Raw genomic sequence first — 22,881 nt, 5'->3', positions numbered from 1 at the left:
GGTTTATTAGCTCCTTAAAGGCCGGTGAGATAGAAAACCAGAGACAAGGCAGCGACGCCAAACCCCAGCCAGGTAACACGGGAGGTCAACAGGAAGCGCCCACGGGCAATACTGTTTTCCACGATGGAGGCCAGTACAAACACCACCACCAATTTGATAACGCAGGCCACCAGCGCCCACAGCAAGCCCGGCCCACTCAGTACCGCCAGCTTGCCAAAAGGGATAAACACGCCGAGGAAAAGCTGCGCCACCACTACCTGTTTCAGGCTTATGCCCCATTTGACCAAGCCCAGTGAGGCACCGGAGTATTCGGTCAGTGGCCCTTCCTGTAGCTCTTGTTCCGCTTCAGCGACATCAAACGGAATTTTGCCCATTTCGATAAACACGGCAAAACCGCAGGCCAACAGCGCCAGAGCCGTTGCGGTTGGTGACTGCCAGTGCCCTTGAGATAAGGTAGTACTGATGGTGCCGATATTGGTTGAGCCAGCAATCAGCCCAACCACTAGCAGTGACAGGATTAATGTCGGTTCAACCAACACCCCCAGCGTCAACTCGCGGCTGGCACCGATACCGGCGAAGATACTGCCGCTATCCAGACCTGCCAGTGAGAAGAAGAAGCGGAACAGCGCGAACAGATACAGCAGAGCTATCAGGTCGCCTGCCACGCCAAAGGGGGAGGCCAGCGTGAAAATGGGTAACGTCATGGCAATCAATAACATGCTGCCCAGCAGTACATAGGGCATCAGCCGGAAAATAATCCCGGCATTGGCCGGTGCCACATCCTGACGTTTCAGTAGCTTGGCTAAATCTCGATACTCTTGCAGGATGCCCGGCCCACGGCGCGAGTGCATTCTGGCTCTTACCATGCGCGAAATCCCCGCCATCAGCGGTGCCAGCGCCAGCATCACCAGCGCCTGCCCGATGGCGAAAGCAATCATAGAGAGCGCAGGCATATCAGTAGTTGGCATTGCTCGTCTCCTTAAATAGCCGCAATAATCAGCAGGGTTACCAGCGCGGCGACCACATACAGACAGTAGAGGCGGAAATCACCCTGTTGCAGCCATTGAATTCGTTGGCTGAGCCATTGGATAGAACGGATAAGCGGGGCCACTATTTTCTCATCCCAGACCGGTTCCACCCGGCCCGCACCACTGACGGAATATTCCAGCGCACGCTGCATCATCGGGGCGGGATCGAGTGTTTTACGCAATCGATAGAGCGGAGCAAACATGGCTCGCAGGGGTTGAGTAAAGCCACCGGCCGAGACAGTCATGGCCTGCTCATAGGCATAACCGCAAGCCCACGGGTCGCCACCATGACGAAATGCCAGACGACTGCCTCTGTAGAAACTGGCGACCAGTAAAATCACCAGCGGCAAAATCAATAAACCAAAGAAGATATATAAGGTGGACAGCATGGCCTGAGAGCTGTGTTGTGGGAATAACACCGCGCCTTGCGCTACCTGTAAAGAAGGCACCGGAGGCGCAGTTATCAAGCTGGAGGCAATGCGGCCAATCACCGGAGCGACATGGGTGGCACCTATTCCCAAAGCCAGGCAAAGCAGCGCCAACAACAGCATGGCGGTGGTCATCGGCCAGGGGACTTCGCGCGCAAGGGCGGCTTTTTCTGTACGCGGCAGACCGCAGAAGCTGATGCCATAAACTTTCACAAAACACATAGCCGCCAATGCACCAGTGATTGCCAGCATCACAATGGCGATTGGCCCGGCGAGGCGAATAATAAAACCGCCGTCTTTGGTCATGGTAAACAGTGATTGGTAGGTGAACCATTCACTGACAAAACCATTGAATGGCGGCAGGGCTGAAATCGCCATACATCCCACCAGAAAGGCCAGTGCGGTATAAGGCATCATTCGGGCCAGCCCGCCCATCTTTTCCATGTCTTTGGTGTGTAAGCGATAAATGACCGCACCGGCCCCGAGGAACAGCAGCCCTTTGAAGACGGCGTGGTTAAGCAGGTGGTAGAGCGCACCCAGTAAACCCAGCGCGGCGAGTACCGGCTGATGGCTGGCAATACCAATCATACCGACACCGACCCCCATCAGGATGATGCCGATATTCTCAACCGTGTGATACGCCAGTAGCCGTTTGATGTCGTGTTCGGCCAATGCATACAGCACGCCCAGCACTGAGGATACTGCACCAAAGCCCAACACCACCACGCCCCACCACAGTTGGCTGGCACCGAGCAAATCAATGCCGACTTTGATGATGCCGAAGATGCCTATTTTCACCATGACGCCGGACATCAGGGCAGAAGCATGGGAAGGGGCCGCAGGGTGCGCACGGGGTAACCAGCCATGCAGTGGCAGCATCCCTGCTTTGGCACCAAAACCGAAGAAAGCCAATAAGAAGATAACCGAGGCCATAATAGGTTGCGGATTAGCCTGCCGGAAGGCGGCAAACTCCAGGCTGCCGCTCAGGCGGTACAGCAGGAAGAACGCAATCATAATCAGCACGGAACCGGCGTGGGCAATCAGAAAATAGAGTAAACCCGCGCTGATGGCATCGTCATCCTGATCGGAAATCACCAGGAAGTAAGACGCCAGCGACATCATTTCGAAGAAAATAATAAAGTAGAAAGCATTATCCACTACCACCAACGCCACCATTGAGGCGATGAACAGGTTCATAAAGACCCCCATTCCCCACGCCCCGCGCCCTTTGTATTCCTGCACATAGGCCAGTGAATAGAGCGCGGTTATCACCACTAATAGTGAGATGACCATCAGCATAAATGCGGCTAATGGATCAAGACGCAAACTAAATGCCACAAACGGGAATGGCCCAGCGGTGGTGAAGGTGATAATCCCGCCGCCAAGTAGAGTGGGGGCCGCAGCAAACAAGCCCGCAAGGCCACCTAACAATGACGCCAATCCGGAGGCATAAATCGCCAGTGTTTCTCGTCGTGCCAGCAGCAGAGAAAGCAGTGCGCCAGCCAGATAAAGCAGTAAGGAGAGCCACAATAGCTCAAGCGAATTCATCATCTTTTCTGCTCCTCGTGAGAGATAGCTGACGAGGTGTCCACGACCATAAAGGGCAGCTCGTTGGCAAACCCACTGGCGGCGGCCAGGCGCTTGGCGTGATTTGCTTGTTCAATGCTGTGCTCATCCACTAGCATTAAGGCGTTAGTCGGGCAGACCCGCACACATTCCGGCCCCTGAGATTGGAAGCTGCATAAGTCGCATTTCACGGCAACAGTGCGTACTCCGGCATTCCAGGCAAGGAACGGATTCATGTTGGTTGGGCTGAATGGCACATCAGATAGCAGGGTCATCGGAATGTATTCAGGGAAATTTTCTGGCACTGCCAAGGGCTTACTGCCAGCCGGTGTGATTGCGCCAAACGGGCAGGCGATACCGCAGAGCTTGCAGCCGATACAGGTGGTTTCATCCAATTCGACGGCGTTATTTGTCAGGGTGATGGCATTGACCGGGCAAACCCGCGCGCACCATGCATCTTCACAGTGACGACAGAGAATCGGTGCCGTAACCGTGGCGTTACGCATAACAGTCAATCTGGGATGCTGTTGTAAACCCTTGGCTTTATGCACCTGGCTGCAAGCAGCCATGCAGGTATTGCATCCAATACAAAGCCTCGGTTCCGCAATCACAAAGCGGTTCATGGCCATACCCTCCGGGACAAAAATCTGGTGACAGTCAGGCTGATAGCAATCATTTCCCAGCTCCAAAGCATATTCTGTGCCAGCACGGTGACCGCCAATGCAAAAGAGTGGTGAAGCCGCGCCAGCAGGGCATTAAGCTGATTGCAGACAAAGGGCAGGAATTTAAAAGGTAGTAAAAACAGAGGGATTGCCGCTGCGAAGTGTCGACAATAGTGACGAAATCCTCACTGTCGGATGACACTTCGACAGTGATTATTCATATCGTGAATTTATACCCAGACAATATTATAAAATAATATTACTTATCAATTGGTTATGTTTGTTTTCGATTCCATGATATGGCCGGTATTACTGGCATCGTCTTTGCATTGATTTTGCCAGAGAAATCCATACTGGGAGACAGTCATGCATGAGATTACCTTATGCCAAAATGCTATTGCCATGATGGAACAGCAGGCACGATTGCACGGCGCGCAGAGAATTACCGGCGTGTGGCTGGAAACCGGTGCCTTTTCCTGTGTCGAGCCGCAGGCACTGGAGTTCTGTTTTGAATTAGTGTGTCGTGGCACTTTGGCGGAAGGCTGTGTTTTGCATCTTAGCCAGCAGCAATCACAGGTGTGGTGCCATGACTGCCAGCAAGCGGTTAATTTGCTTAGCAGCAAAGTGACTCGTTGCCCGTTATGTGCGGGCAGCCACTTACGTATTGGGGCGGCTGATGATGGCGTGATAATTAAGCGGTTGGAGGTGGAATGAAGTTACTTTTTTTATGCCGTGGCACTGCGGGAGCCGGATTATGTGTATAGGGATCCCTGGGCAAATTGTCGCGTTGGATGACACTCAACCAGGCACGGCATGGGTGGATGTCTGTGGCGTGCGCCGCTCGGTCAATATTATGCTGGTGGCGGCGGACGAGCAGGCTAGTACAGCATTAATCGGTCATTGGGTTTTGGTGCATGTGGGATTCGCCATGAGTCGACTGGATGAGGATGAAGCGCTGGAAACCTTACAGTTATTGCAAGAGATGGGGGAGGTTGAAAGTGATGTCGGGGCGTTTTTAGGGCAAAGAGGATAATGGTAAGCGCTTTTGATCGTTATTGACGTCAAAACAAAAGCGCATTCAAAATCATGGAGCTGGAGCTGGTTTTTTCGCTTTTTCTTCTGCTAGCCGGTGTTCCAGTTCAACCAGTTGCTCAGGGGATACAGCGGGGTAACCTTGCGCATCATCCGGTATCACGTGTACTGCTGGAATAGGGATTAATGGCCCCAGGAAGCGTGGCTCGCGTTTCATAATATAGAGATCTGACAGCGCGCCGAGGCGGGCAAAGATCTCACGTACTCGAACATTGAGCATATCTTTGGGTGACGGCACAGCAAAACACTGCGCTTGAATCCCCATATGCATCGCGATAAACAACGCCCGCTCGCAATGGAAACGCTGAGTAATAATAATAAAATCATTGGTATCAAATACTTTTCGAGTACGCACAATAGAATCTAGTGTGCGGAAACCGGCATAATCCAACACAATGTCAGAGGCGGGTACACCAGCGGCCATCAAATCGCGGCGCATGGTCATCGGCTCATTATAACTGTGTAGCGCATTGTCACCACTCAGCAGTAAGTAACTGACTTTGCCACTGTTATAGGCGTTTAGCGCCCCTTGGATGCGGTATTGATAAAACTGATTTATACCACCGGTTTTATAATACTTAGCCGTGCCTAATACCACACCAACCTGCCGGTGCGGTAAGTCTTGCAGTTCATCGTAGATAAAAGGGGCTGTTTTCCAGCTGATCCAGCGATCGAGCGCAATAGCTGTCACCATCAGCAACCCTGCGATGATAATTAAGCTAATAATCAGGCGTTTCCACATTCTCTGGCCTTTGATGCATTCAATTCACTGGTGATACTGCAAGGCTACTGTACCCACCGATATCATGCCAATAGTTTCTTCTTATTATATTAATGATTGAGGGGGAACTGATAACAGAAGAGTGAGTCTATAACCGGCCTGAGCAGCAGCGCAGGCCGGATAATGACTAGAACGAGGTTCGTTTGTAAGTCCGATACTGAGGCTGCCAATAGTTGTGCTCAATGGCTTTAGCTAATGCTTCCTCAGAAGTGACAATAGCGACCCCTTGCAACTGCGCAGCTTTCCCTACTTGCATAGCGATGGTTTTTGACACTGCCTGAATATCATCGATATTGGGCAGTAATGCTCCTTCGCCGTTTTGCGCCAGCGGTGAACACTCCGCCAATGCACGGCTGGCGGCCATCAGCATGCCGTCGGTGACACGCTTGGCACCGGATGCCAGCACCCCCAAACCAATGCCGGGGAAGATATAAGAGTTATTGCATTGTGCAATTGGATACAGTTTCTCTTTATAGCTGACCGGTGAGAAGGGGCTACCTGTTGCGACCAGTGCTGCGCCATCTGTCCAGTTAATAATATCTTCTGGCCGTGCTTCTACCCGTGAAGTTGGGTTCGACAGTGGCATCACTATCGGGCGCGCACAGTGCTTGTGCATCTCGCGGATCAACTCTTCGGTAAATAACCCCGGCTGGCCAGAAACCCCAATCAGTACGGTAGGTTTGGCATTACGAACCACATCCTGCAATGAGATTGAGTCACTGGTCAGATTCCAGCTTTGCAATGCATCACTTTTTTGTACCAACTTACTTTGGAAATCCAACAAATTAGGCAGTTTGTCAGTCAACAGTCCGAAACGATCGACCATAAAGACACGCGCCCGAGCTTGTTCTTCACTCAGACCTTCCGAAATCATCTGCGCAATGATCTGCTCAGCAATGCCACAACCGGCTGAACCTGCGCCGAGGAAGGTCACAGTTTGGTCGCGCAACTGGCTGCCAGCGGCATGACTTGCTGCAATAAGGCTGCCCAATGTGACCGCTGCTGTGCCCTGAATATCATCATTGAAACAGCACAGCTCATCACGGTAGCGGTTGAGCAGCGGCGTCGCATTGTTCTGCGCAAAATCTTCAAACTGCAACAATACATTCGGCCAGCGGCGTTTGACGGCCTGAATGAATTCATCAACAAAGGCATAATATTCGTCGCCGGAAATACGTGGATGACGCCAGCCCATATACAGCGGGTCGTTCAGACGTTGCGGGTTGTTGGTGCCCACATCTAATACCACTGGCAAGGTATAAGCCGGACTAATACCACCGCAGGCGGTATACAGTGACAGTTTGCCAATAGGAATACCCATGCCGCCGATACCTTGGTCGCCAAGGCCGAGAATGCGTTCGCCGTCAGTAACCACGATAACTTTCACATTTTGCTTGGTGGCATTTTGCAGCATGTCATCAATATGTTCGCGATTTGGGTAAGAGATAAATAACCCGCGCGCGCGGCGATAGATGTCGGAGAAGTGTTCACAAGCTTCGCCGACCGTTGGGGTGTAAATAATGGGCATCATCTCGCTAAGATGCGCTTCCAGCAGGCGGTAAAACAGGGTCTCATTAGTATCTTGAATATTACGCAGATAAATATGTTTATCGTCGTCGTTTTTGAAATCCTGATACTGACGATAAGCACGTTCAGCCTGTTCTTCGATGGTTTCAACCGCTTCTGGCAATAAGCCGTGTAAATTGAAGTGGCTGCGCTCATCATTGGTGAAGGCGCTACCTTTGTTCAATAAAGGGAATTCTAATAGGATCGGGCCAGCGTAGGGGATGTACAGGGGGCGTTTACTTTCGTATTCCAGTTCCATGAGTTTCACTCTTAAACGTTATCAAGTCGTTACCCTGATCCTAAAAGATAAGAAAAAAATGTACAGCTTTTGTTAGTTAAATATGTCGGCTATCAGTAAATGTGGGCTGTATCACATTCATGGAGTAAGTCCGTAAAGCTGTATTTTGGCTAAAAAATTTTTTACGTATCGAAATGATTTAAATCGTAGTGTTGGAGCGTGTTCCCACCTGATTATTGGCGATAAGCCGACACTGTTTATATAAATGAAACTATAACAGTTATTCAATAGCTCTTTTAATTTGAAGGGAGAAATGCGATTTTTACCCCCGGATAACTACTGTAAGAATTAATTAAATTAAAAAATTTTATTAAATAACAATCGAGTATTACCAAAGTAAGACTATGTTAGATGATTTATATAAATTAAATTTCTGTCGGGCTAAATACGCACCCTGTAGTGTTAAAATAATCGATGGAAATAAAAATGGATAAATGCAGTGTTATTACTCTGATGCTTCTGCTATCAGGTTGCTCAAGCTATACAATACCAGTAGACGATTTATCTGGTCTTTCGAATGATGATTTGTGCATCGCTTTGGGTGAGCGCAATGACAATGGGCCGATGGTTATTCGCATCACAAAAGAGATTGATAGTAGAGGGGGTGTAATTAATCAAGAGCGATGTTATATCGCCTCTTCAATGGCCATACAAAAAAGTAAACAAGAGTTCAAAGTCACACCTTATCAACCACCCACTTCATACTGTGGACTGGATCCCCAATGTATTACCCCTCAACTGAGAGATGCGCTTTTATTACGTAATGGGGAATAGTTAACCAACAAATGGCGTTGCACAGTTGGTGTTTATCGGGGTTAGCAGGTAACCCCGTTGCGGTTTTATCTGTTTAAAATGTCACACGTTTTACATCGCTACAGCCTAATGCGGCCAGCGTTGCTTGGGTGGCATTCCACTGAGTCAGCACCGGTTTACTGCCTTCAACCAGCACTGCGCGGCGGATAGCACCACAATCTTTGCCAGCAAGGTTGGTCAGAATCAACGCGGCTTGCAGCGGTGGCAGGCTTGGATTAAAAGCTGCGTTTTCAGCATAGCGCCCAGTATAAATAGTACCGTCAGCGGCTTCCAATGCCACACCACTATGGGAGTTGCTGTAAGGTGCATGGCTGTGATTTGCGCCATCAAGTGCTGCCTGAGTCAGGACATCAGTTTCAGCAATTTTATAGCCGTGATCGACAGGGTCCATCAGCAGAGTGGTGATATTCAAATCTTTCGGGCCGAAAGAGTCGGGCAAATATTGCCCCAGAGTCGATGTTGGGCGGTTTGGCAAATGAATATGCAGACCGGTTCCGCTATTTAGTTCATTCATAAACTGGCGACAATGGCCACACGGCGTGTAATTGACGGTAATAGAGACCAGACTGGCCTCATTGCGCAACCAGGCGTGTGTTACGGCACACTGTTCGGCGTGGATGGTTTGTTGCAATGGGGCACCACTAAACTCCATATTGGCACCGAAATAGAGATTACCGCTGATACAGCGAGCAATAGCCCCGACCTTGAAATTAGAGACGGGTGTCAATGCACAAGCGGCGGCCAGGGGTAGCAACGCAAATGCTAGCGCATCATCATCTAACCCGCTGATAGTCTTCACCACTTTCACTTGATCTGCTGTCAGCATTGCAGGGAAATCGTTTGCGCTCATGATAGGTTCAAGTGCGGATTGCAGCGAGGCGGGCAACTTAGCCCAAGCGTCATGAAAACGTGCTTGCATAAGGTTCTCTCCAATAGTTACGGGAAACTATTTTAGGCAGCTTGGGGCTTTCTTGGTGTGATATAGATCCCGTTATATATGAAATTCATGCAAGTAAAATCTCAAATGAGAGATGTATCTCAAATTTATACTGCGATGTTAGCCAAATAAATGTAGCAGTACCGGAAACAAAAAGGGCGCTAGCAGTGAGGTGATAATCCCACAGATTACCAAGGCCAGTGAGCTGAATGCCCCTTCCTGAAAATCCAACTCAGCACAACGGGCGGTACCCAAGGCGTGTGATGCAGTCCCCATTGCCAGACCGCGTGAAGCTTTAGTGGTGATTTTCAACAAATTCAACAAGCTGTGACCAAACACCGCTCCCAGAATCCCGACAAAAATAACGCACACTGCGCTGATAGCAGGTAAACCATGAATAGATTCGGCCACCGCCATAGCAATAGGTGTGGTGACAGATTTAGGCAGTACCGAGGCGGCAATCTCAGGGGTTGCACCCATCCACAGGGCCACAGCAGTGCCACTGACCATAGCGGTTATACTACCGATAAAACAGATGCTTATGATTGATTTCCAGCGCGCGCGAATTTGATGCAATTGCTCATACAGCGGGAAAGCCAACGCCACCACCGCCGGCTGCAACAGGTCGTTTAGTACTTTGCTGCCTGCAAAATAATTGGCATAAGGCATATGTGTCACCAACAACAATGGAATGATAACAACCATTGATATCAGCAAAGGGTTCAGTAAAGGCATTTTCAACCAGCGCGCCAAACGGCGTGCACTGAAGAACACCATTAACGTGAGTGGCAGCGACCACCATAAGTTACTGATCATTTGTCCTCCTCGGTGTGAGTGGGAGAACCAATCACCTTGCGCTCACGATGGACATAATGCGAGCTGTAACCGACGACCAACATCACAATCAAGGTACTGACAAAGCAGGAAACCACGATCGGGCCGAACTGCTTGGTGAGCTGGTCATAATATTGCATAACGCCAACACCGATCGGCACAAACAGCAGCGCCATGTAACGAATTAGCAGGTGACAACCGGGTTTTACCCATGTCGAAGGCAAAATCTGTGAGGAAAGCAGGGCAAACAGAATCAGCATCCCGAGGATGCTGCCGGGGATGCTGATGGGCAGCAGCAAGGCCACCGCTTTACCCGCCCACAAACACAGATAAATAATGGCGAAAGCCCGCAGATACTGCCAGCCAAGTGAAGTCACATTGCGCATAAAAAGAGTCCTGAGTGACGGAATGCATTCATCATACAATTAACGTTAACACTGTGCCAGGTATCACACTATGAATAATTTTTATGGAATTATGCCAATTACGACTCGTCTTGCAACTGAGAGGGTTGCTGGGCTGGCGATTTGGCTAATTGGTAGCCACGATAGAAAAATACCAGCCCCAAAATAGCCGCCACAATCAACATGTAGAACATCATCTCCGGTGCGGCATAGGCTAACAGAAAACCGCAGAGTACCGGATTCGCAGCGCCACCTAATTGACCGAGGTTCTGTACGCCATAGTAACTGCCTTTGAGATTCGCGGGTGCAATAAAATCGATAAACAGATATTCGACCGGGATAACAATAATCTCACCCAATGAGAAAATCGCCATCGCTAGCATCCACACGGGGATTGACTGTTGCGCGGCCATAAATCCGAACAAACCAATAATAAAGAACAGCGTCCCTAGCATTAGCCAGCGCATTAAGTTCTGTTGATTCATACGGCGACTTAATAGGTATTGCAAGGTAATGACAATGGCCGCATTGACCGTCATCACCGCGCCAATCACCTGATAGGCAAATTTGGCATCAGAAACAGTAATCAGGTATTGAGATAAATAGCCGGAGAACTGACCAAAGACAATGGCACTGAGCATGCTGCCGACGGTGAAATAGATCAGCCGTTTGTCATGGCGCAAAATACGAAACGTTTGGCGGAAATCTGGTACAGATTCAGTCTGCGTATGCTCCGTGACCGACATATCTGTACTGTCGATTCTAAATTTCAGTGTGATGGCAACCAACAACGCCAGTATGCCCGAAATGATAAAGGGGACTTGCGGCCCCATACTGACGACCAAAACACCCAATCCTGGCCCAACCGCCCAGCCAACATTGACCAGTGTGTAGTTGGCCGAGAAGGCTTTGATGCGCTCATTGACGGGCAACCAGTCGGCAAAACAGGCTTTAATAGCGATGCTATAAACTGAGTATGCCGAATGCAGCAATGCCAAAATCAGGATAATCCACGCCGGATGTTCAATCCACGGCAAGGTGAAAAAAGTGGCAGAGAACAGGGTGATTGCCAGCAAAATCAAGCGCTTTTTATTGAATTTATCCACCAGATAACCGCCATATAGACTGGTGAAAATCCCCAAGGTCAAACTTGCTCCCAAGACCAGCCCAACCTTGTCTGGCGCTAGCTGAAAATGTTCGGCCAAATAGATAGTGATAAACGGCAGCGTTACCGCTCGGCCAATGGTCAACACCAACGAGGCAATCAGCAGGTTAGTGACACGCGATGGAAATCCTTTCATGGTATTTTCTTATTTTTAATTATGGGTAATAAGTTGTTTCTATGCGGATTATTGCCAATAAAAAGAATGACACGCACAGCATTACGACGCGACTCAGCCAATTACAGTAGACTATTGCAGGAACGAAAGAGAGGGGAGGGAGGAAATTTTTTTGCAAATAGCAGATCGACCTGAATCGACCTGCCATTTATAGACTATTAACCTAAATATTCGATGATAGATAGCCCGCCATTATAATCAGTGCTGTAGATAATCCCTTGAGCATCAACAAACACATCACATGATTGAATCACTTGTGGGCGGCCAGGTCGTCTATCCATCATTTTTTCCGGTGCAGCGGGCACCAGAGCACCAGTTTCTTTCGGCTGATAGGGATTGCTGATGTCATAGGCCCGAACCCCCGCATTCTGATAAGTGGCAAAAATCAGCGATGAACTGATAAAACTGCCAGGCCGGTTTTCATGCAGATTATGTGGGCCAAAATGTGCGCCTTTTTTTACATAATCTCGCTCATCAGGCACGGGGAAGGTTGAGATACTCACTGGATTGCTCGGCTCACGAATATCAAATACCCAAATATGTTTCTCGCCATCCTCTTGGTTATCCAGTACTGCTTCATCCAGCACCACCAGTAAGTCGCGATCTGGCAGGGGAAGCGCAGTATGAGTCCCGCCACCAAACGGTGGGCTCCAGTTACGGTGGCTGATCAGTTTTGGCTCAGTGCGGTCGCTAACATCTAATAGTGTCAGGCCACCATCACGCCAACTGCCGTAAGCTGTATCACCGCTGATAATGGCATGGTGCAATGCATAGCGCTTACCTTCAGGCCAGCTGGCTTGTTCACCCGCAGCGGTATGCATACCGGGTAACGCATAACGCCCGGCAACCTGTGGTTTTTGCGGATCAGCCAAATCAATGATTAGAAAAATATAATCACTGTAGCCGTCGAGCAGTGCAGAAACATAGGCCCAGCGCCCACCGACATACCAGATACGGTGGATACCTATGCCATCAAGTGGCAGGAAACTTATCTCGCGGGGCTTGTCCGGTATCGAAATATCAAAAATACGTAAACCGGCACTCCAACTACGGCCTTCTTGCCGGGTACTGACCGTTTGGGCTACCGAGCGGGTGTAATACACTTTCTCTTCGGCAAAACTAGCGTCAGCAAACAAGTCACGGGCATTAATGACCAGTAGCAGGTCATCATGAGCTTGTAAGTGTACATTCCACGTATTGGGTGGCGCGGCGATAAAACCAGCCGGACGTGGGTTTTTTGCGTCTCGTACATCAATAATCGAAACGCCCTGGGACACCATATGGCCGACATAAGCGAAACCACGATGCACCATCACCTGCACGCCATCGGGTTTTCCACCCTGATCACTATGACCAATCAGCCGCATATTGCGGCTGTATTCAGGTGTTGGCAAGACTCCTTGCGCTGCCATTTATTTCACTCCAAATCAATTTTTCACATGGGTCTTTAATGACACATTACTGACCATTTTTGGCTGCAAGGGTAGCAAACCAAGGTGAGTTGAAATCATCTGACTGACCCCAGCCTGGGATGATTTTACTCAAACCGGAAACGTTAACTGGGCCAGGTTGGCTCGCCAGCAGTGCTTGTGGAATAGAGGCTGCGCGGAATTCATAACTGGCAGGGGTCTCTTCACCGGCAATTTTCTTAGCGACCAGGCGTAAGTTAACGGCACCAATAAGTTTAGGATCGACGGCAACGCTGACTTTCCAAGGGCTATTCGCTTCGCGCATCAACTGCAAATCCTGATTCGAGATATCAATGCTGTACAATTTGATCTCGGTACGGCCGTTTTCTTGCAAGGCTTTATAAGCACCTTGAGTAAAGGCATCCCAGGTTCCCCAAATTGCATCTATTTTCCCTTTCGGGTATTTCGCCAAGACGGCCCCCACTTTATTCGCGGTATCGCCTTGAACATCGGATGAAACAGCACCAATAGATTCGAGTTCGGTAATGCCCGGATTTTGTTTCAGCAGTGCTTGATAAGCGGCCTGGCGACGCTCCATCGGTGGGAATCCGGCTACCCAGAGTTTGATAATATTCGCTTTGCCGTTGAAGTCTTTGACCAACTGACCGAAGGATTCATTAGTCAGTGAAGCATCATCTTGCTGAGTGACAGTCAGACCGGGGATATCACCCTGAATGGCAGTATCAAATACAGACACGGCAATGCCGTTCGCTGCAATGCGTTTTACCAGTTCAGTCGAGTAGGGGTCTCGGCCCTGGGAAAGAATAATCCCGTCGTATTTCTGGCTGATAGCCTGATTAACAAAGTCCTGAAAACGCGCATCATCGCCATTACTTAAGAAAGTATCGACTTTGAAACCCAGTTTTTTGCCTTCTTTCAATACACCTGATAGGAATTGAGTGGTGTTGTCATCGGAACCTAAATTACGGATCACCGCAATTTTAATTTGCCCTTGATGCTTGGCAATGGCATCAGGAATAGGGGCTACCGTGGCGGTGTCCGCAGCGAATACTGGCAGTGCCGTCAACAGGCTTAGGGCCAGTAATGGGGAAGCAATTTTTTTCATCCGGAACTCCGTCATGGTGTTGATAAGTTATGCAATGTGTACGGTGCTATCATTCATTGTTATGGCTATCTTTGTGTCTAGACGTCTATCTGTCTCTGTGTAGCATCATAACCATAACTATTTTGATAAGGAATTAACTTTGTTATGAATTTTTGGATCGCGTTATATCTTTTAGTTTGGACAGCTTAAATAAGCAGCAAAGTGCCGGGGGAAGGTGAGTATAATGAGTGCAAATAAAGCTAATAACCTTTTGCTCTTAGTGGTTTTGTTTCGGAGGAACTTTATAACCTTATATTTTCTGAGACAAATATTAGCGATAATATTTTATTCCGCTGCTTACTCAGTCCTGATATTCTAAATAGGGTTGAGTCATAAGAATAAAATAATAGAGGTTAACTACCATAACAAAAATGAATTATCACCATTTTAAGTTTAATGATATTTAAAGGATTAAAGTCACCATGGTTAAAATTAGCAGCCTATATAAATCAAGAAAGGATAGCGCTGATATAGCACAGCTGAATTTGAGTTATTGCATTAATAATCTCATATGTCGTTATATGTCTCGTAGTGAATGTCTGTTTTTATTTTTCCGCTACGTGCTGGTACTAATAACAATTATCTTTCTTGTCACTATTTTATTTCCAGACTTGATTGATGAGATTCTGGATTTTTCTGTTTCATCTTTTCTAGCGGTACTTTCATTGGTGCTGTTGCTACCTTGTTCATACCGCTTGGCTAGCCAAAGGTTAAGCCCATATTTATTAATGTTTCACCTTCTTCCATTCGTTTTTTATTTTTCGCACAGCTTATTAGCATTATGTTTATCGGGTTTATTTTTGCTCTATTTTATTGCTATGAATATTTATGACATAAAACCACCGACATGTGAACGTAGAAAACAACTGGCTTCAGCCTTACCTAATGAGTACCCATTTGGGTTGACGCTGGTTTTTTTTGGCTTATTATACATAAGCTTCTTTCTGTTTTTCGAATTTGATGATGCCATTATCTCTCTGATGATGCTGTCGTGGATTTTCTTTCTACTGGCTAAATGGCATTGGCCGGTTGTGGTATTAAATATAGTGGGTTCTGTCGGTGTGTTCTGGTTTTTTTCGTCAGGTTTCGTGGAAGTAAAGCATCATAAGAATATTATTATTAATGCCCTCATTAAAATTTCCTTGCTGGATAATATTTTATTCCTGATCTTCTCATTAAGTTTATTTATTAATATGCTGTTTTGGTTGGAGACTTGGCAACGAGAGAGGCAACCTATAGCTAAAAGTGAGTAAAAATCTTTTTTAGTTCATTAATAGGTAATAAAAAGCCGGTCAGATTACCTTATGACCGGCTTTTTACGTGTTAGAGCATGATTACTTCACTTGCATACCTGGCTGAGCACCATTGTCAGGGCTGAGCAGGAAGATGTCCTTACCGCCAGGGCCAGCAGCCATCACCATGCCTTCAGAAATACCGAAGCGCATTTTGCGCGGAGCCAGATTTGCCACCATGACAGTGAGTCGACCTTCCAATACTTTAGGATCAGGGTAAGCTGAGCGGATACCAGAGAAGACCTGACGGGTTTCACCGCCGAGATCCAATTTCAGTTTTAATAGTTTATCTGAGCCTTCGACAAAATCTGCTTGTTGAATCAGCGCGATGCGCATATCAACTTTAGCAAAGTCATCAAAACTGATGGTTTCCTGAATTGGGTCATCGGCTAATGGGCCGGTTACCGCGACAGTTGCCGCCATATCTTCTTTAGAAGAAGCAACCATTTCGTTCACCTTATCCACATCAATGCGGTTAAACAGTGCTTTAAAGGTATTAATCTGATGACCTAACAGGGGTTGTTCGATGCTATCCCAAGTTAATTCAGTATTGAGGAAAGCTTCAGTGCGTTCAGTCAGTGCGGGCAGTACCGGCTTGAGATAAGTCATCAGCACTCGGAACAGGTTGATACCCATAGAGCAAATAGCTTGCAAGTCGGCATCACGGCCTTCTTCTTTTGCCACTACCCAAGGTGCCTGTTCATCAACATAGCGGTTAGCGATATCGGCCAGAGCCATAATTTCACGAATTGCTTTGCTTGATTCACGGCTGCTATACGCATCGGCAATACTGGTTGCTGCATCGGTGAAGGTTTTATATAACGCAGGGTCAGCAAGGTGATCGGCTAACTTGCCAGCAAAACGCTTATTGATAAAACCTGCATTACGCGAGGCCAGATTAACCACTTTGTTGACGATATCGGCATTGACGCGCTGGACGAAATCTTCCAGATTCAAATCAATATCATCGATGCGAGAGGACAGCTTGGCGGCGTAGTAATAACGCAGACAATCGGCATCCAGATGTTTCAGGTAAGTGCCCGCTTTAATGAATGTGCCTCGAGATTTCGACATTTTTGCGCCGTTTACCGTGACATAACCATGAACGAATAGGTTGGTTGGCTTACGGAAGTTACTGCCTTCCAACATCGCTGGCCAGAACAGACTATGGAAGTAAACAATGTCCTTACCAATGAAATGATACAGATCGGCTTCAGAATCTTTACGCCAGAACTCATCAAAATCTAAATCGCCACGCTTATCGCACAGGTTTTTGAATGCGCCCATATAGCCGATAGGGGCATCAAGCCAGACGTAGAAATATTTACCTGGCGCATCCGGTATTTCGAAACCAAAGTAAGGGGCATCACGGGAGATATCCCACTGTTGCAGGCCCGATTCAAACCATTCCTGCATTTTATTCGCAACTTGCTCTTGCAGTGCGCCGGAACGTGTCCAGGCTTGCAACATATCGCTAAACGCAGGTAAATCGAAGAAGAAGTGCTCAGATTCGCGCATGACCGGCGTCGCGCCAGAAACCGCAGATTTTGGATCGATAAGTTCAGTCGGGCTGTAGGTAGCGCCACAAACTTCACAGTTATCGCCATATTGATCCGGTGATTTACATTTGGGACAAGTGCCTTTGACAAAACGATCGGGCAGGAACATCCCTTTCTCAGGATCATAGAGCTGAGAAATAGTCCGATTCTTGATATAGCCATTCGCTTTTAGGCGGCTGTATATCAGGCTCGACAGTTCACGGTTTTCATCACTGTGGGTAGAGTGATAGTTATCATAACTGATAGCAAAACCGGCGAAATCTTGTTGGTGCTCCTGGCTCATCTCGGCAATCATCTGCTCCGGTTCGATACCCAGTTGCTGAGCTTTCAGCATTATTGGGGTGCCGTGGGCATCATCTGCACAGATAAAATGAACCTGGTTGCCGCGCATTCGCTGGAAACGGACCCAGATGTCTGCCTGGATGTGCTCGAGCATGTGACCGAGATGAATAGAACCGTTAGCGTATGGTAGCGCGCACGTCACCAATATTTTTTTCGCGACTTGAGCCATAGTGGGAAATTGCTTTCTTTATGTCGATTAAAGGGTCTTTGATGTTAACCGATATACTGGCTTGTCGCTAGGGTAAGGCGGCCTGCGAATGGCCTTAAGTCATAACAATGTTGTTTTAGACTGTTTTCAGCATATTTGGTTATTAACAATTCGGTTATGTGGGCTGAGCCCGTTTTCTCTTTATTAGGCTCACACAGGTGTGACGGAGTTCTGGTACACTATTATTGTCTAATAACGATAAGTTCTGTTGGTTAATAACGATAAATTCAAGGAGCCGGGATGAGCCCAAAATCCCCCGAGCAGACCACCCCTGACCTGCTGCAATCACAAATTTCAAAGGTTCTTGCTGCCTTTACACACCCAACTTTGCAAAAAAGCCTGACTGAGCTGCGAGCTATTCATCACTGTGCCTTATTGGACAATGTGCTACATATCGAGCTGGTGATGCCTTTTGCCTGGCAGTTCGGTTTTGACCTATTAAAAGAATCCGTCAGCGGAGAATTGCTGGCAGTGACGGGTGCCAAGGCCATTGACTGGAAGCTGTCTCATAATATCACCACATTGAAACGCGCCAATGATCAACCCGGAGTCAAAGGGGTGCGTAATATTGTGGCGGTCAGCTCCGGTAAAGGGGGGGGGGGGAAATCCAGCACCGCCGTGAACCTGGCACTGGCCTTGGCTGAAGAAGGCGCAAAAGTTGGTATTCTGGATGCTGATATCTATGGTCCTTCCATTCCAAACATGCTGGGCACCACAAATCAGCGGCCAACCTCCCCTGATGGTAAGCATATGGCACCGATCATGGCCCACGGTATCGCCACCAACTCGATTGGCTATTTGGTCACCGACGAGAATGCCATGGTGTGGCGCGGCCCGATGGCCAGCAAGGCCTTAATGCAGATGTTGCAAGACACCTTATGGCCGGATTTGGATTATCTGGTCATCGATATGCCGCCGGGTACCGGTGATATCCAATTGACACTGTCACAGAATATTCCGGTCACTGGTGCGTTGGTGGTGACCACGCCACAGGATATTGCCTTGATTGATGCCATGAAAGGCATCGTGATGTTTGAGAAGGTGCACGTGCCAGTATTGGGCATTATTGAAAATATGAGCATGCATATTTGCAGTAATTGCGGCCATCTGGAGCCTATTTTTGGTACCGGCGGGGCAGAAAAACTGGCTCAGAAATATCATTGCAAACTGCTGGGGCAAATTCCGTTGCATATTTCACTACGCGAAGACCTCGATCGCGGCGAGCCAACGGTAGTTAGCCATCCTGACAGTGAATTTGCTGATATCTATCGTCAACTAGCCTCCAACGTTGCGGCAGAGATGTATTGGCAGGGTGAAGCAATTCCGACGGAAATATCATTCCGCGCGGTGTAATAAACCCTATACCACTCTGCGGCGTCAAACGCAGAGGATATAACCCAAAGTCATTGGCGTTGCAGGTAGGCAGCAAACGAATGAGTCCCGATGAGCTGACACAGGTCAGTGATTCGGGTGAGTGAGTGCCGCTAACACCCCTGCGGCGTCAAAGACGCAGGGTATTATACTGGCATCAAACCCGTTAACTCCTTATAATTGGCGCGCTCAAAGCACCTTGTGTGCTTTGTCTCCCTTCACACTTCGTAATCAGGTCTTTAATTTTATGACTGACAAAGCACACCAGTGCGTCATTATCGGGATAGCGGGTGCCTCAGCCTCCGGGAAAAGTCTTATCGCTAGTACGCTGTATCGTGAATTGCGTGAACAGGTAGGTGACCAACATATTGGCGTCATCCCTGAGGATGGTTATTACAAAGACCAGAGTCACCTATCAATGGAAGAGCGGGTCAAAACTAACTATGACCATCCCAGCGCCATGGATCACAATTTATTGCTCGAACATCTGCAATCGCTGAAAGCGGGCAAGCCGATTGAATTGCCGCTATACAGTTACACCGAGCACACACGTAAAAAAGAAACCGTCCATTTAGAACCGAAAAAAGTGATTATTTTGGAAGGGATCTTATTGTTGACTGATATTCGTCTGCGTCAGGAGATGAACTTCTCGATCTTTGTCGATACACCGCTGGACATCTGTTTGATGCGCCGAATGAAGCGTGATGTCAATGAGCGTGGCCGTTCAATGGATTCGGTGATGGCTCAATACCAGAAAACTGTGCGCCCAATGTTCCTGCAATTTATCGAGCCTTCTAAGCAATATGCTGACATTATCGTCCCACGCGGCGGTAAGAACCGCATTGCGATCGATATCCTTAAAGCAAAAATTAGCCAGTTCTTTGAGTGATGTTCGTCTGGACCTTTGCTTCTTAATATGGCAGCTTTCATAAAATGTGAGCTGTAACATACGAATTTTGATGGAGATTTTAGCAATGAGACTGTGCGATCGTGACATAGAAGCCTGGCTGGATAGCGGTAAACTGGGGATAGATCCTCGCCCGCCAGTAGAACGTATTAATGGTGCCACAGTCGATGTCCGCTTAGGGAATCAATTCCGTGTCTTCAATGGTCACACGGCTGCATTTATCGATTTAAGTGGCCCGAAAGATGAAGTCAGCGCAGCGCTGGAGCGGGTGATGAGTGAAGAGATCAATTTACCGGAAGGGGAGGCGTTCTTCCTGCATCCCGGTGAGTTGGCGCTGGCAGTAACCCTTGAGTCGGTGACTATCCCCGATGATTTGGTTGGCTGGCTTGATGGCCGTTCTTCATTGGCCCGTCTTGGTTTGATGGTGCATGTGACTGCCCACCGAATCGATCCCGGTTGGCAAGGCAGAATTGTACTGGAGTTCTATAATTCAGGTAAGTTGCCGTTGGCACTGCGCCCAGGCATGCTGATTGGCGCGCTGAGTTTTGAGCCACTTTCTGGCCCGGCAGCTCGCCCTTATAATAGTCGTCAGGATGCCAAGTATCGTGGTCAACAAGGTGCTGTAGCCAGTCGTATTGATAAAGACTAGCCATTTTTCTTGCTGATACTTTAGCCTGTTTGGACGTTTTAGCCTGATTAGACAAGAGGATGTCATGAGACGATTACTAACGACGTTAATTATCCTGCTGGTGGTATTGATAGCTGGGATGAGCGCATTGGTATTGCTAGTAAATCCTAATGACTTCCGTGCTTACATGGTCAAACAGGTCGAAAGAAAAAGTGGTTATCACCTGCAACTGGAAGGTGATTTGCGTTGGCATGTTTGGCCGCAACTGAGCATTATCGCCGGCCGAATGGCCTTAACCGCTCCCGGTGCTGCTACACCTGTAGTTAGTGCCGAAAATATGCGCCTTGATGTTAAGCTTTGGCCACTGTTGTCGCATCAACTGGATGTTAAACAGGTGATGCTAAAAGGCGCTGTTATTCGCTTAACCCCTGACAGCGAAGCACAACAGCAACCTGGAGCGCCGGTTGCGCCGACGGGTAATGCGCCGGTTGATGAGCAACGCGCCTGGAAGCTTGATATCAATAAAGTTCAGGTTGCCGACAGTCTGCTTATTTGGCAACGGACAGATAATGATCAAGTGAATGTTCGCGATATTAATCTTGAACTTCAGCAAGATGCTCAGCGCCAAATACATGTCACGCTTGCCAGCCGTATTAATCGTAATCAGCGAGATGTCACTTTCTCTATGGTTGCTGATGTAGATATGAGTCATTATCCGCAGCAGTTCGGCGCGAATATCAGCCAGTTCAGCTATAAATTGGAAGGGGCGGATATTCCTGTTGGTGGCGTGAGCGGAGAGGGGTTATTACAAGCCAGTTATCAACACGATATCCAGCAATTGCTGCTCAATGAACTCAGTTTCACGGCAAATAATAACCAGTTGACCGGGAGTGCCAAAGCGACTTTTGGCCCAATTCCTGAATATGTTATTAATCTGGCGGCTGATAATCTCAACCTGGATGCTATCTTCGGTTGGAAACCCCAAAATACCGTCAGCACTGAAGACACCGCCAAAGCGGCGACGGTGACCGCACCGGTAATTGCTATTCAAGCTGATGATGATGTCGGGCAGGACTTACAAGCATTACGTGATTTTACCGCGCAAGTTACACTCACCGCGAATAATTTGGTTTATCGCGCAATAAAAGTCTCACACCTCAATCTACAGGCATCAAACCAGCAAGGTGATGTCCAGATTAGCCGTTTGACTGGCAATGCATTGGGCGGTGATTTTTCGCTACCGGGTTCGCTGGATGTGACCGGTAAGAAGGTGCTTGCCGCTATTAACCCAGTGATAAATCATATGGAATTAGGCCCGGTATTGGTAGCTGTGGGTTTACCACAGACGATGACCGGTAAATTCTCCATGAAAGCACAACTGTCGGGTGATGGCCTTGATGTGGATGCATTCAACCATCGCTGGAAAGGTAACGCGCAGTTCAGTATGAATAATGCGAGGTTAGAGGGGCTGAACATTCAGCAACTTATTCAGCAAGCAGTCACGCGTAGTTCCAACGATGTTAAAGGCCAAGACCGCTATGAACGTTATACAGCGGTTAAACAACTGCAAGCGAATCTGGCCCTGAACAGAGGGAAGATGAATATCAGTAACCTCAGTGCCGATTCTGAATTAATTGCGATTAATGGTAAAGGAGAGCTCAACTTACCGGCACAGCAATGTGATATGAATTTGTCGGTGCGAGTGATGCAGGGCTGGAGTGGGGAAGATCGCTTGGTTAAGTTTTTACAAAACACCAATATTCCATTACGTATCTATGGCTCCTGGACTCAACTGAGCTATCAATTGAATGTTGAGCAGCTGTTGCGGAATGAATTACAACAGCGCGCTAAAGAAGCACTGCGCGACTGGTCCTTACGTAATGAGGATAATCGGGCTCGTCAGGATCTTAAAAAGCTTATTGATAAGCTTTAATTCCGCATCACCCCCGATAGTAATAAGGCTATAGGGGGTGATAGTTTCTCTTTGTTATTTTCCTGTTGTTGAATTGTTCGCCAATATCGCCTGTCTAAATATAAAATCCTCTCTCCTGCTCACAAACTAATATTTGTTTCTAAAATCTCTGTGAATTATTGATAGATGTCATAAACTCGCCGGTGGACTTTGGGCAGAGTGCAGAGCGATTTCTGCGTTTTAACAATAATAATGACTGATACCTAAAGTCATCGGCATGCCGCTGCTTGCGATGTTGTGCCGAAAGCAAAGGGTATTTAGCGACAAATGGTATTCGGC

20 protein-coding genes are annotated in these 22,881 nt (G+C 48.0%); 8 read left to right on the top strand and 12 right to left on the bottom strand.

Annotation, left to right across the window (positions count from 1 at the left end):
• Window positions 1–14 precede the first annotated feature (14 nt).
• The 3 genes from QSV56_RS09150 to QSV56_RS09140 are packed head-to-tail and all read right to left on the bottom strand — an operon-like array spanning window position 15 to window position 3,645.
• Window positions 15–968, bottom strand: a complete 954-nt coding sequence (locus QSV56_RS09150) for a respiratory chain complex I subunit 1 family protein (RefSeq protein WP_005168282.1) — start codon at window positions 966–968, stop codon at window positions 15–17.
• An 11-nt stretch (window positions 969–979) separates the two neighbouring features.
• Window positions 980–3,007, bottom strand: coding sequence for a hydrogenase 4 subunit B (gene hyfB, locus QSV56_RS09145; protein ID WP_050327469.1), 2,028 nt, complete (start codon window positions 3,005–3,007; stop codon window positions 980–982).
• Entirely contained in the window at window positions 3,004–3,645 is a 642-nt protein-coding gene (locus QSV56_RS09140; RefSeq protein ID WP_026018022.1) for a 4Fe-4S dicluster domain-containing protein, read from the bottom strand. The genes hyfB and QSV56_RS09140 overlap by 4 nt, the downstream gene beginning before the upstream one ends.
• Window positions 3,646–4,050: 405 nt before the next feature.
• Here QSV56_RS09140 and hypA point away from each other — a divergent pair, with 405 nt between their 5' ends.
• Together hypA and QSV56_RS09130 are read left to right on the top strand one after the other, a co-directional pair.
• Entirely contained in the window at window positions 4,051–4,398 is a 348-nt protein-coding gene (gene hypA, locus QSV56_RS09135; RefSeq protein ID WP_004699418.1) for a hydrogenase maturation nickel metallochaperone HypA, read from the top strand.
• A 40-nt stretch (window positions 4,399–4,438) separates the two neighbouring features.
• On the top strand, window positions 4,439–4,717 hold the full coding sequence (locus QSV56_RS09130) for a HypC/HybG/HupF family hydrogenase formation chaperone (protein ID WP_019082755.1): 279 nt from the start codon (window positions 4,439–4,441) through the stop codon (window positions 4,715–4,717).
• A 51-nt stretch (window positions 4,718–4,768) separates the two neighbouring features.
• Here QSV56_RS09130 and sanA read toward each other — a convergent pair whose 3' ends face one another.
• Together sanA and QSV56_RS09120 are read right to left on the bottom strand one after the other, a co-directional pair.
• Window positions 4,769–5,518 carry an outer membrane permeability protein SanA gene (gene sanA / locus QSV56_RS09125; protein ID WP_050333676.1) on the bottom strand — a complete coding sequence of 250 codons (750 nt, stop codon included), beginning with the start codon at window positions 5,516–5,518 and terminating at the stop codon, window positions 4,769–4,771.
• Between the two features lie 166 nt (window positions 5,519–5,684).
• Window positions 5,685–7,382 (bottom strand): NAD-dependent malic enzyme, encoded by a 1,698-nt coding sequence (locus tag QSV56_RS09120; protein WP_019082756.1) that lies wholly within the window; start codon window positions 7,380–7,382, stop codon window positions 5,685–5,687.
• A gap of 465 nt (window positions 7,383–7,847) precedes the next feature.
• On the opposite strand from QSV56_RS09120, the gene QSV56_RS09115 reads away from it, so the two are divergent.
• A complete protein-coding gene (locus QSV56_RS09115) occupies window positions 7,848–8,195 on the top strand; it encodes a hypothetical protein (RefSeq protein ID WP_046051266.1) in 348 nt (115 codons plus the stop codon).
• A gap of 73 nt (window positions 8,196–8,268) precedes the next feature.
• Here QSV56_RS09115 and cdd read toward each other — a convergent pair whose 3' ends face one another.
• From cdd to QSV56_RS09085, 6 genes are all read right to left on the bottom strand, one after another.
• Window positions 8,269–9,153 carry a cytidine deaminase gene (cdd, locus tag QSV56_RS09110; RefSeq protein ID WP_301212049.1) on the bottom strand — a complete coding sequence of 295 codons (885 nt, stop codon included), beginning with the start codon at window positions 9,151–9,153 and terminating at the stop codon, window positions 8,269–8,271.
• A gap of 138 nt (window positions 9,154–9,291) precedes the next feature.
• Window positions 9,292–9,987: a CidB/LrgB family autolysis modulator gene (locus QSV56_RS09105; RefSeq protein WP_046051264.1), complete on the bottom strand. Its 696-nt coding sequence runs from the start codon at window positions 9,985–9,987 to the stop codon at window positions 9,292–9,294.
• The gene (locus QSV56_RS09100; protein WP_019081026.1) at window positions 9,984–10,391 is read right to left on the bottom strand and encodes a CidA/LrgA family protein; all 408 of its coding nucleotides are present in this window, start codon (window positions 10,389–10,391) and stop codon (window positions 9,984–9,986) included. Before QSV56_RS09100 ends, QSV56_RS09105 begins: the two co-directional genes overlap by 4 nt.
• Window positions 10,392–10,489: 98 nt before the next feature.
• Window positions 10,490–11,710: an MFS transporter gene (locus tag QSV56_RS09095; RefSeq protein WP_046051263.1), complete on the bottom strand. Its 1,221-nt coding sequence runs from the start codon at window positions 11,708–11,710 to the stop codon at window positions 10,490–10,492.
• 197 nt (window positions 11,711–11,907) lie between these two features.
• Window positions 11,908–13,161, bottom strand: coding sequence for an LVIVD repeat-containing protein (locus QSV56_RS09090; RefSeq protein WP_046695256.1), 1,254 nt, complete (start codon window positions 13,159–13,161; stop codon window positions 11,908–11,910).
• Between the two features lie 46 nt (window positions 13,162–13,207).
• Window positions 13,208–14,284, bottom strand: a complete 1,077-nt coding sequence (locus tag QSV56_RS09085; protein WP_019082760.1) for a sugar ABC transporter substrate-binding protein — start codon at window positions 14,282–14,284, stop codon at window positions 13,208–13,210.
• Window positions 14,285–14,745: 461 nt separating this feature from the next.
• Between QSV56_RS09085 and QSV56_RS09080 the strand changes: the two genes are divergently transcribed.
• Window positions 14,746–15,576 carry a hypothetical protein gene (locus QSV56_RS09080; protein ID WP_072082923.1) on the top strand — a complete coding sequence of 277 codons (831 nt, stop codon included), beginning with the start codon at window positions 14,746–14,748 and terminating at the stop codon, window positions 15,574–15,576.
• A gap of 81 nt (window positions 15,577–15,657) precedes the next feature.
• Here QSV56_RS09080 and metG read toward each other — a convergent pair whose 3' ends face one another.
• Window positions 15,658–17,685 (bottom strand): methionine--tRNA ligase, encoded by a 2,028-nt coding sequence (gene metG / locus QSV56_RS09075; protein ID WP_019081021.1) that lies wholly within the window; start codon window positions 17,683–17,685, stop codon window positions 15,658–15,660.
• A gap of 279 nt (window positions 17,686–17,964) precedes the next feature.
• Between metG and apbC the strand changes: the two genes are divergently transcribed.
• The 4 genes from apbC (at window position 17,965) to asmA (ending at window position 22,563) form a co-directional block, all read left to right on the top strand.
• On the top strand, window positions 17,965–19,077 hold the full coding sequence (gene apbC, locus QSV56_RS09070) for an iron-sulfur cluster carrier protein ApbC (protein ID WP_301212042.1): 1,113 nt from the start codon (window positions 17,965–17,967) through the stop codon (window positions 19,075–19,077).
• A gap of 265 nt (window positions 19,078–19,342) precedes the next feature.
• Window positions 19,343–19,984: a uridine kinase gene (gene udk, locus QSV56_RS09065; RefSeq protein WP_005162352.1), complete on the top strand. Its 642-nt coding sequence runs from the start codon at window positions 19,343–19,345 to the stop codon at window positions 19,982–19,984.
• 85 nt (window positions 19,985–20,069) lie between these two features.
• Complete coding sequence (gene dcd / locus QSV56_RS09060; RefSeq protein ID WP_005162354.1) at window positions 20,070–20,651, top strand: dCTP deaminase; 582 nt, start codon at window positions 20,070–20,072, stop codon at window positions 20,649–20,651.
• Between the two features lie 64 nt (window positions 20,652–20,715).
• Window positions 20,716–22,563, top strand: a complete 1,848-nt coding sequence (gene asmA / locus QSV56_RS09055) for an outer membrane assembly protein AsmA (RefSeq protein WP_050870237.1) — start codon at window positions 20,716–20,718, stop codon at window positions 22,561–22,563.
• The last annotated feature ends 318 nt before the right edge of the window (window positions 22,564–22,881 follow it).

The organism is Yersinia sp. 22-579 (genome assembly GCF_030433455.1).
GTDB lineage: Bacteria > Pseudomonadota > Gammaproteobacteria > Enterobacterales > Enterobacteriaceae > Yersinia > Yersinia enterocolitica.
This window is presented reverse-complemented; position numbering and strand designations above follow the sequence as displayed.